We start from the raw sequence: 9,568 nt of genomic DNA, 5'->3' as shown, positions 1-9,568 counted from the left end.
CGTGGAACGTGAAAAATCATAAAAAAAGCCCGAACAGGGATGTTCGGGCTATCAACTAGGAACTACAGCGTTGAATTTTCAAGAGAATTATAACACATTTCGTATAACGTGTATTATGTTAATTTTAGAAAAAACTTAAAATTATCTATTAAAGAATCATATATTTTTGGATTACTTATAAGTGAAATAGCACCTATATAGTGCAGGCTTAGCTAGAAAAACTATAACACTCTAAGAAAGTATGGGTTTTTATGTACAAGGCAATTTCATGAGAAGCCAGATGATAAAATTCGAGGCTCCCCAATTTTGTAAATCAAATATATGCAAAATAATGTGAGTAAGCCGGCAGTACCAGCATTAACACTGGCTGCACTAGGAGTAGTATTCGGCGATATAGGAACGAGTCCATTATATGCATTAAAAGAAAGCTTTCATGCGACACGCGGGCTACCTATTAATGAACTTAATATCCTGGGAATTCTCTCTTTAATCTTTTGGACCATTACCTTAATTGTTTCGCTTAAATATGTTTTGGTGATCATGAGAGCTGATAACAATGGTGAAGGGGGTATCATGGCATTACTCGCCTTAAACCTTAGGCAAAAAGGATTGTCCCGTGGAAAAAGACTGGCAATCATTATCTTAGGTTTCATTGGAGCATCCTTATTCTTCGGTGACGGTATCATCACCCCTGCTATTTCTGTTTTATCTGCAGTTGAGGGACTTTCTGTTGCTGCCCCGTCATTTGATCGCTTCATTATTCCAATCAGTATTGGAATTCTTATAGCTCTCTTTGCCGTTCAAAAACATGGGACTGCAATGATGGGGAAGTTTTTTGGTCCTATTACCTTGTTATGGTTCCTATCTATTGGTGCCATTGGCATTATGAGTATTATTCAAAGTCCATTTGTTCTTGCATTATTCAGCCCACACTGGGCTTTTTTATTCGTTATTAACAATCCTCTTATTTCATTTTTTGTGATGGGAGCTGTGGTTTTAACAGTAACAGGTGGTGAAGCCTTATATGCGGATATGGGACATTTTGGTATTTTACCGATCAAGTTAGGCTGGTTTTTAATTGTACTGCCATGTCTGATGCTGAATTATGCTGGACAAGGAGCATTACTGTTAAGAGATCCTTCGGCTATCACCAATCCTTTTTACCTGCTTCTGCCTTCAGCCCTTCTATATCCTATGATTATTCTGGCTACTGCAGCTGCAGTGATTGCCTCACAGGCTTTAATCAGTGGGGTATTCTCTATGGCTAAACAGGCAATACAGTTGGGATATCTACCTAGGCTTACAGTTTTACATACCTCCGCTTCGGAAATTGGACAAATTTATATTCCATTACTGAACTGGCTCCTGTTTATCTCTATCACCATCTTGATCTTAATATTTGAAAGTAGCAGCAAGTTGGCAGGTGCTTATGGTCTGGCCGTCACTGTGACCATGTTCTGTGACACACTGTTAGTAGCTTTTCTGGCTTATAGTTACTGGAAATGGAAAACATGGAAAGTCTTACTGTTCATTATTCCATTCGCCTTTATTGATCTGGTTTTGCTGAGTTCAAACCTATTAAAAGTACTGATTGGAGGCTGGGTACCAGTCGTTATTGCGGTTATTGTTTTTACCCTCATGATGACCTGGAAAAAAGGCAGAGATATTCTTCAGGACAAACTGCAGAAGGACACGCTTCCACTGAATGTGTTTCTTGAGCACCTTGAACAGACAGGTCAGAAAGTGAGTGGAAATGCCGTATTTTTAACTGGAACGCCTCAAGTCGTACCGCATGCGCTTTTACATAATCTAAAGCATAATAAAGTTCTGCATGAACGTAATTTTTTGGTGACAATCAAGACTTCTGAAATCCCGTATGTTGATGAAGCTAAGCGAATCGTTACTGAAGTACTAGAGAATGGTTTTTTCAGAATAACGATCCATTATGGATTTAAAGAAGAGCCTAATGTGCCTCATTCATTGAAACAAGCTTTTTCAGTACTGGATCTTGAGTATGACTTAATGAATATCAGCTTCTTTGTTTCTAGAGAAAGATTAATTCCAAGTCTGTCCAGCAAGATGTCTACATGGCGTGAAAAGTTATTTGTCGCAATGCAAAAAAATACCAGCCCTGTCAGTGATTTTTATAAAATCCCTTCTAACCGGGTGGTAGAGCTAGGTAGTCAGATTGAAATTTAAGAATTTCTAAAATGAATAGGCACCTTTAAATAAGGGTGCCTATCTGATCAGAATAAATCTTTTACTTTAATTTTCCAATAGTTGACCAATCTCTAAAGCTGAATAACCACGTTCTTTAAAGATCAAAATAATTGCTTTTTTATAATCTTCAGAAGTAGAGGTCTTATATTTTGTTATAAGTTGAATTTCAGAATTAAGCTGAAGGTCATTTTTTATCGTCAACACTTCCGTAGAGACTTTATTAAAAATCTTGAAATTAAACATACAGGCGCTCTTTATCAATATTATAGCGGCCCGACTACAACAAATACCTGCCTTAGCTCAGCTAGACACCCTTGGCTGCAAGGATTACAAATTAGACAAGATTCTGCAAGTTTTGCTCCATTGAAAGTATGAATATTCAACTAAAGAAGGTTCCATTTAACATAATGGCTGTTATACCTAATAAAAAAACCTGGGCACCAACCCAGGTCTAAAATTTAAAAAACAGATAAATATCAGTGCAATAAACTCATTTTTCTAATTTCGCATAACGTGCATTATGTTAATTTTAAGAAAACTAAAAATACCCAACATATCATTGTGTGATTTATATCATAAATTTAAGTTTTTTAAGATAAAAGGTAGCACCGATTTTAATGAACACAAAGGTCATTTTTTATACTAATTTTCTTTAGGAAATCATATTTTCTTAACTTAAAGTAATTCTTGCGATGAGATAAATATTTCAGCGTATAGGGTTTTGAAAACTAGAATATCTAAAGGAAAATTATTATGGAAAAGCATATTATCTGTCAGAAGAGTAACGGTGTTTTAGAAATTAAGTTTGCTAGACCTGACAAGAAAAATGCCTTAACAAATGTGATGTATACAGATGCACAGATTGCTATGGAAGAAGCACTAAATGATGATTCCATTAAAGTAATCTTATTTACTGCCATGGGTGATTTCTTTACAGCAGGCAATGATTTATCTGAGTTTTTGACAATTGCTGAATCTGATGATGCAGAATTTAATGCTTTGAAATTTATCAAAGTACTTGGCGATTATCCAAAGCCAATCGTTGCTGCTGTTACTGGATCTGGAGTTGGTCTTGGAACAACTATGCTATTACATTGTGACTTAGTCTATATTCTAGATAAGGCAAAATTATTTGCATCTTTCGTCAATTTAGCGGTCGTACCTGAAGCTGGCTCTAGCTTATTATTAACTGAGCGTATCGGATATGCTCGAGCATTTAATATGTTTGTTATGGGTGAAAGTTTATCGGGTACACAAGCTGTAAATTTAGGGATTGCAAATCAATCTTTTGATACTGCTGAGGAAGTTGAAACAATAGCCCGCCAAAAAGCAGAAGCACTTGCTAAAAAACCTTATCAAGCTGTATTGCAGACAAAACAATTGATGCGTGACTCTATAAAGATTCTTGAAAAAATTCATTATGAAAATATTTATTTTACAGAACGCTTGAAGAGTGATGAAGCTAAAGTGATTTTGAGAAACTTTCTTCGTATTTAAATAAAGAATAAATTGGAACTCTCCACCAATTTATTCTCTATTTAACATAATGGTGGTTATACAAAGTACACTTGTATATTAATTTAAATATCAATAACTTAAAAATTCAGTAATGACCAAGAAACCAGTAGAAATCTGCTTTTGTAATAAGTTGGTGAGTTTTTAAGCGGATCTGTAACATTTTGCCAGGAAAATTGATCAAAAAATAATCAATTTAGCAGACAATGTCCATTTCATGCGGATCTAGGTTGCGAAACTATCCCCAATTGCTGTGGATAAAATTTAGGCTATTTTGTACGCCTAGGCTTACGTAAATTCCGGTTCTTTACGGCTGTCCAGGATAGGTGAATTTTCCTATGATGAACTCATCGGGAACAGGAAGTTCCATACAAGAATAACAAGAGATAAGCACAAGGACTGTAAGGTACGACAGGAGTTATACCGAGCGAACCCATACGAAAAACCCCGGCAGGATGCCGGGGTTTTTTATTATCTAAAATTTTTAAATTAGAGTTGGATGAGCATCCAGAATACGAATTAGAGTCGCTGCAGGACCAGTCGGATAGCGACGGCCTTGTTCCCAGTTTTATAGCGTTCTCGCGCTGATATGCAAACGTGCAGCGAATTCTGCCTGGGTTAATCCAGTTTTCTCACGTACTTCTTTAATATCCGGCAATTCGACCTCTGTGACTCGACTTGCCTTTATCTCATTACGTTTGATGGCTCCGGCTTCTTTGATTGAAGCAACCAGGTCATCAAATAAGTTGTTATCCATGAAATTGCTCCTTCACTAATTGACGCAGGATCGATGTTTCTTTGTCTGTCAGATTATCTTTCACAGACTTTGGATAAGCCACTAGGAAAAAGATCTGATCATCCTCTGTGACCCAATAATAGATCACCCGGATACCGCCACTTTTACCTTTATGGCCCTGAGCACAACGTACTTTACGAATCCCACCACCATTCTTAATTAAGTCGCCCTTATCAGGCTGTACCAAAAGATCTTGCTGGAGCTGACGGTACTCTTCATCACTAACAAGCTCTTTGATTTGCTTGGTAAAAATACTGGTTTCAATGAATAACATAGATTAAAGTACGTCAATGGCGTATAAGAATTTTAGCAGTTTTAGAACAAAAAAACGAGAGATTACAGCTCTCTGTTAGAACCCATTCAAAATGTCTATATTCTCACCAATAAAAATGTCCACTTTTAGAATATGCGCTTTTGCGATTTTCTTATCGGACGGTTTAATATGTTGGTGTCTATATCGGATAAACTAATATTCTTTGCATTACGTCTACTGATAAAAATATGTATAACGTTCATCCAAGTGAAAAACTAATTCACGCTTTCCGCCAAAAACCTTATCAGGGATGTTGTCCTACTCAAGCAGAGTTTTTATTTATTGGCTTAGATGCCAATTACGCTCCCAATATTGAAGAACAAAAAATATTTTCTAAAATCATTGAATATCATGAGGATGCTATTTCATTTTGGCAGAAATACAATGTACATCATCCTTTTTTATTAGATGGATATAAAGGAGATGGGCGAAAATATCATAAAGAATTTTCAAAAATTAGACTTTCTTGCAAAGATGCTTCTCGTATTTCATTTATCGAGCTTCTTCATCTTCCCACAACTGGTAGAAATGATTTGAAAAGCTCTGATCTTGATAAAAATCATCTACAATACATTCATAAAGCCATTTTTTCAGAACACACTAAAGCTGTATTTATCTCTGATGCTGTTTTTAAATTAATGAAAAAAACATCTATATTTTCATGGATGAATGATGCTAAACAAATAGAAGGACATACTCTTAAAGTTTTTCATGAAAAAAAACCTTTAATCTATAAGCATTTACATTTTTCAACTTATGGAAAGTTTCAAGCTCAAAAAGAGGAAGAGATAAAAGCAATTCATAATATTATTCTAAAATCAAACATCAGTGATTTAACATAAAATCTCATATACGAAATTCGGTTGTTAGAAACCATTTAAAGTGTCTGTATTCTCACCAATAAAAATGTCTGGTCTATGATGCGCATCAACATCATGGACTGGATATGAACTTGAGATGCTGATCACTATGTCTGACAAGGAAATACAACGTCTTGCTGTTCTGCAAGACGTTCGAGATCAACGTATTACACAAGTCCGTGCTGCAGAAATTCTGAATCTTTCAACCCGTCAAATTACCCGGTTATTGCACAAGCTCAATCAAGACGGTGTTTCAAGTCTGGCACATTCCAGTCGTGGTCAACCGGGTCATCGTCGCCATGATGACTTGTTAAGATCAAAGTGCCTTTCCATTATTTCTGAACATCTGCTGGGCTTTGGGCCCACCTTGGTGCATGAGAAGCTCAGCAGCATGTTTGCCCTAGATATCCCGGTAGAAACGCTTCGGCGCTGGATGACGGCCAATGGCCTCTGGATTCCTCGATCCAAGCGCCTGAAGCGTCCATATCAGCCACGTTATAACCGTGATTGCTTCGGTGAGCTGATCCAGATTGATGGCTCATATCATGACTGGTTTGAAGGCCGTTCCGCCAAATGCTGCTTATTAGTTTATATCGATGATGCTACCGGAAAGCTCTTGCATCTGCGCTTTTGTGAGGCGGAAACGACCTTTGACTATATGATTTCTACCCGAGCCTACATTGAACAATACGGTAAGCCTCTGGCCTTTTACAGCGACAAACATTCGGTATTTAGAGTCAACCAGAAATCCAGCCAGGACAGCCAGATCACGCAATTTGGGCGGATTCTGAATGAGTTAAACATTGATATTATCTTTGCTAACTCATCCCAGGCTAAGGGTCGTGTGGAACGTGCCAATAGAACCCTTCAGGACCGTCTGATCAAAGAGATGCGCCTGGAGGGTATTAATTCGATTGCCGAAGCAAATGCATGGCTGCCCTGCTTTATTGAGCAGTTCAATCGGAAGTTTGCCAAGTGCGCGAGAAATTCCAAAAACTTACATCGCCCTTTAACAGAGTCTGATGCTGAACTGGATGATATTTTTACCTGGCAGGAACCGCGTAAGGTCACCAAGAATCTGACCATTACCTATGACAAGTGTATTTATATGCTTGAACCAACTGAATTGAACCAGAAATTAGTTGGACAATACATTTCATTTCTAGAGTATCCGGATGGTACTGTGGCTATCATGCATGAGGGACGGAAGATTAACTACAGCATTTTCAATAAACTGACTGGACTGCAGCAGAATGAAGTGGTTGAGAATAAAAGATTAGGTTCAGTCCTGGCACATATCCAGCAACAGCATGAAGCATTGGAAAAACAGAATAAACGTTCCCGTGCCAAGAAAAGTATGCCGAGTCGTAAAGCTCAGAAAGCAATTATTGAACAAAGAAATTTAAATCCTGTGCTTGACTCTTGTAGTTAAAAACAGGACATTTTAAATGGTTTATCGCATAGACATTTTAATTGGTGAATAACATAAAAATAAATAGTGTTAAATTTCAAAAAGTTATGATATAAAAAATCGAGGACGCAAACCCGAAAAGCCGGCTTGGAAACAAGTCGGCTTTTTTATGATCTTTTTTGATAGTTATTGCCAATAAAGTTGTTTAAAAAGTAGCCAATTTCAAGATTTTTGCAATGTTCTCAAGACCCCAGGATCTGAAATCATCCACATTTCCTGTGGATAAAATTTAGGCTATTTTGTGCGTATATGCTCACACCAATCTCGGCCCTTTGCTGCTATCCGGAATACTGAAACTTTCCTATGATGAACTCATCAGGAACAGGAAGTTCCATAACATAAAACAAAAATTATAAGTTATTGCACAAGGACCAGAGGGTAACAACGGTACGCGAAAAGATAATAAAAAACCCCGACAGGATGTTGGGGTTTTTTATTATCTCAATTTTCTAAATTAGACTTGGATGAGCATCAAGAATACGAATTAAAGTCGCTGCAGGACCAGTCGGATAGCGACGGCCTTGTTCCCAGTTTTGTAGCGTTCTCGCGCTGATATGCAAACGTGCAGCGAATTCTGCTTGGGTCAACCCAGTTTTCTCACGTACTTCTTTAATATCCGGCAATTCAAGCTCTGTGACTCGACTGGCCTTTATCTCATTACGTTTGATGGCGCCAGCTTCTTTGATTGAAGCAACCAGGTCATCAAATAAGTTGTTATCCATGAAATTGCTCCTTCACTAATTGACGCAGGATCGAGGTTTCTTTGTCTGTCAGATTATCTTTCACGGACTTTGGATAAGCCACCAGGAAAAAGATCTGATCATCTTCTGTGACCCAATAGTAGATCACACGGATACCGCCACTTTTGCCTTTATTGCCCTGAGCACAACGTACTTTACGAATTCCACCACCATTCTTGATTAAGTCGCCCTTATCAGGTTGTACCAAGAGATCTTGCTGGAGCTGACGATATTCCTCATCACTCACAAGCTCTTTGATTTGCTTGGTAAAAATACTGGTTTCAATGAATAACATAGGTTTAAGTACGTCAATGGCGTATAAGAATTTTAGCAGTTTTAGAATAAAAAAACGAGAGCCTACAGGCTCTCTGTTATTCCCAAGTAGAAATGTCTGTATAGGACATTTCTACTTGGGAATAAAACATAGAATGGAAGTTAATCTCACCTTCTTTAATTCAATCTTCTCTAAATAAAAACTCGATTTCATCCCAGTGAGGGAATGTATGCTTTTTGGGCACAACTTCGAACTGTAAGTCGACACAATTAAGTACTTTTTCAAATAAATCGAATGAACCAGTGAAATGACCATTTTCAATCTCAGAAATTGTCGTTTTATTGACTAGAGATTTCTCCGATACAGTCTTTTGTGTATAGCCGAGTTTTTTCCTGGCCAATTTGATTTGCTCTCCAATTTCTTTTCTACAAGCCATATTATTTTTCCACTTTTACAAGATTATATTCGCTATATAGCGAACTTTGAGTATTTTATATGCAATGTTAGCCATATAGCAAACATTAGAGTATAACTACTTTGTAAGTAAAGCCTGTAAGTATTTCATAATGGTAACTAATCCAACTTCAAAAATAAGACTTTTCCAGATTTAACACACTTTATAAAGCCTAGATATAGGCTCTAGGCTTTATATACCTATCATCAGCTTAATGTTCTTATTTAACTTGCCATCTAGGAATTTCAATTTTGGAATAATAAAAACTGGCTGATAGAATAAAATTTAGGCATATTCCTAATTTTAATGTAATGTCAAACAAACGTTTTCTTATATTAAGGACACGATCATGAGTCCACTTTCACAACAGATAGATAGGTCCAGAGTTTTGGCTAAAGCGGCATGGAAAGCTGCTGAACAGCTTGGACTAAAGCCAGAGCAATTTTTAAGAATTCTGCATCTGGAAGGTATTGACGGTAAATTTTCTGAATTACAAACCTTAGATCCAAATTCTCAATCAGGGGAAATAGCAATAATCGTAATTCGGATTTACAGAGCTGTTTATAGCCTGAATGGTGGTGATATTAAATGGATGCATCATTTTCTCAATTCACCTAACCTATTAACTGGAGGAGTTCCTATAGAACAGATGGAAAGTATGAACGGACTGATTTCTGTACTTAAGGCCGTAGAAGCTTTTCCATGTTGAAATACTGATTGTTTTATAAATTATTGATTTAAAAAAATACCAAGAGTTACTTGTAAACAAAAGCAGTATAGCTATCAGATAATATGGTCGGAAAAAGCCCTAAAGTATGCAGGTTATTGCCTTGAGCATCCCTCCCTTTCATATATGGACTCAGATCCTGTAGAAGCATTAAAAGGGATTATGTAATGAACCGTACCGGGTTTGTCGGAGACTTTT

10 protein-coding genes and 1 pseudogene are annotated in these 9,568 nt (G+C 37.0%); 5 read left to right on the top strand and 6 right to left on the bottom strand.

The window, feature by feature from the left end:
- Window positions 1-321: 321 nt before the first annotated feature.
- The gene (locus tag RJ01_RS15275) at window positions 322-2,199 is read left to right on the top strand and encodes a potassium transporter Kup (RefSeq protein ID WP_034171710.1); all 1,878 of its coding nucleotides are present in this window, start codon (window positions 322-324) and stop codon (window positions 2,197-2,199) included.
- A 66-nt stretch (window positions 2,200-2,265) separates the two neighbouring features.
- Here the strand turns inward: RJ01_RS15275 and RJ01_RS15270 are convergent, their stop codons facing one another.
- Entirely contained in the window at window positions 2,266-2,463 is a 198-nt protein-coding gene (locus tag RJ01_RS15270; protein WP_004282105.1) for a hypothetical protein, read from the bottom strand.
- Between the two features lie 510 nt (window positions 2,464-2,973).
- On the opposite strand from RJ01_RS15270, the gene RJ01_RS15265 reads away from it, so the two are divergent.
- Window positions 2,974-3,717 carry an enoyl-CoA hydratase-related protein gene (locus tag RJ01_RS15265; RefSeq protein ID WP_034171709.1) on the top strand — a complete coding sequence of 248 codons (744 nt, stop codon included), beginning with the start codon at window positions 2,974-2,976 and terminating at the stop codon, window positions 3,715-3,717.
- A 502-nt stretch (window positions 3,718-4,219) separates the two neighbouring features.
- On the opposite strand, the pseudogene nadS (RJ01_RS15260) reads toward RJ01_RS15265, so the two are convergent.
- Window positions 4,220-4,492 (bottom strand): annotated as a pseudogene (nadS, locus tag RJ01_RS15260) (NadS family protein).
- On the bottom strand, window positions 4,485-4,805 hold the full coding sequence (locus RJ01_RS15255) for a type II toxin-antitoxin system RelE/ParE family toxin (protein ID WP_005268037.1): 321 nt from the start codon (window positions 4,803-4,805) through the stop codon (window positions 4,485-4,487). The pseudogene nadS (RJ01_RS15260) and the gene RJ01_RS15255 overlap by 8 nt, the downstream one beginning before the upstream one ends.
- Before the next feature lie 227 nt (window positions 4,806-5,032).
- Between RJ01_RS15255 and RJ01_RS15250 the strand changes: the two genes are divergently transcribed.
- Both RJ01_RS15250 and RJ01_RS15245 read left to right on the top strand, forming a co-directional pair.
- On the top strand, window positions 5,033-5,686 hold the full coding sequence (locus tag RJ01_RS15250) for a hypothetical protein (protein ID WP_005086345.1): 654 nt from the start codon (window positions 5,033-5,035) through the stop codon (window positions 5,684-5,686).
- Window positions 5,687-5,801: 115 nt separating this feature from the next.
- Window positions 5,802-7,136, top strand: a complete 1,335-nt coding sequence (locus RJ01_RS15245; RefSeq protein WP_034171708.1) for an ISNCY family transposase — start codon at window positions 5,802-5,804, stop codon at window positions 7,134-7,136.
- 488 nt (window positions 7,137-7,624) lie between these two features.
- Here the strand turns inward: RJ01_RS15245 and nadS (RJ01_RS15240) are convergent, their stop codons facing one another.
- The 3 genes from nadS (RJ01_RS15240) to RJ01_RS15230 all read right to left on the bottom strand — a co-directional run bounded on the left by nadS (RJ01_RS15240) (window position 7,625) and on the right by RJ01_RS15230 (window position 8,625).
- A complete protein-coding gene (nadS, locus tag RJ01_RS15240; RefSeq protein WP_005086343.1) occupies window positions 7,625-7,897 on the bottom strand; it encodes a NadS family protein in 273 nt (90 codons plus the stop codon).
- Complete coding sequence (locus tag RJ01_RS15235; RefSeq protein ID WP_000897309.1) at window positions 7,890-8,210, bottom strand: type II toxin-antitoxin system RelE/ParE family toxin; 321 nt, start codon at window positions 8,208-8,210, stop codon at window positions 7,890-7,892. The genes nadS (RJ01_RS15240) and RJ01_RS15235 overlap by 8 nt, the downstream gene beginning before the upstream one ends.
- Window positions 8,211-8,370: 160 nt before the next feature.
- Entirely contained in the window at window positions 8,371-8,625 is a 255-nt protein-coding gene (locus RJ01_RS15230; RefSeq protein WP_034171707.1) for a helix-turn-helix domain-containing protein, read from the bottom strand.
- A 367-nt stretch (window positions 8,626-8,992) separates the two neighbouring features.
- Between RJ01_RS15230 and RJ01_RS15225 the strand changes: the two genes are divergently transcribed.
- On the top strand, window positions 8,993-9,352 hold the full coding sequence (locus RJ01_RS15225) for a hypothetical protein (RefSeq protein ID WP_034171706.1): 360 nt from the start codon (window positions 8,993-8,995) through the stop codon (window positions 9,350-9,352).
- The last annotated feature ends 216 nt before the right edge of the window (window positions 9,353-9,568 follow it).

It is taken from the genome of Acinetobacter sp. YZS-X1-1 (genome assembly GCF_000804305.1).
GTDB lineage: Bacteria > Pseudomonadota > Gammaproteobacteria > Pseudomonadales > Moraxellaceae > Acinetobacter > Acinetobacter variabilis.
This window is presented reverse-complemented; position numbering and strand designations above follow the sequence as displayed.

Bases quoted from the DNA above. Each gene is read 5' to 3' on its own strand.
- RJ01_RS15275 (WP_034171710.1), top strand. From the start codon at position 322: ATGCAAAATAATGTGAGTAAGCCGGCAGTACCAGCATTAACACTGGCT.
- RJ01_RS15270 (WP_004282105.1), bottom strand. From the start codon at position 2,463: ATGTTTAATTTCAAGATTTTTAATAAAGTCTCTACGGAAGTGTTGACG.
- RJ01_RS15265 (WP_034171709.1), top strand. From the start codon at position 2,974: ATGGAAAAGCATATTATCTGTCAGAAGAGTAACGGTGTTTTAGAAATT.
- RJ01_RS15255 (WP_005268037.1), bottom strand. From the start codon at position 4,805: ATGTTATTCATTGAAACCAGTATTTTTACCAAGCAAATCAAAGAGCTT.
- RJ01_RS15250 (WP_005086345.1), top strand. From the start codon at position 5,033: ATGTATAACGTTCATCCAAGTGAAAAACTAATTCACGCTTTCCGCCAA.
- RJ01_RS15245 (WP_034171708.1), top strand. From the start codon at position 5,802: ATGCTGATCACTATGTCTGACAAGGAAATACAACGTCTTGCTGTTCTG.
- nadS (WP_005086343.1), bottom strand. From the start codon at position 7,897: ATGGATAACAACTTATTTGATGACCTGGTTGCTTCAATCAAAGAAGCT.
- RJ01_RS15235 (WP_000897309.1), bottom strand. From the start codon at position 8,210: ATGTTATTCATTGAAACCAGTATTTTTACCAAGCAAATCAAAGAGCTT.
- RJ01_RS15230 (WP_034171707.1), bottom strand. From the start codon at position 8,625: ATGGCTTGTAGAAAAGAAATTGGAGAGCAAATCAAATTGGCCAGGAAA.
- RJ01_RS15225 (WP_034171706.1), top strand. From the start codon at position 8,993: ATGAGTCCACTTTCACAACAGATAGATAGGTCCAGAGTTTTGGCTAAA.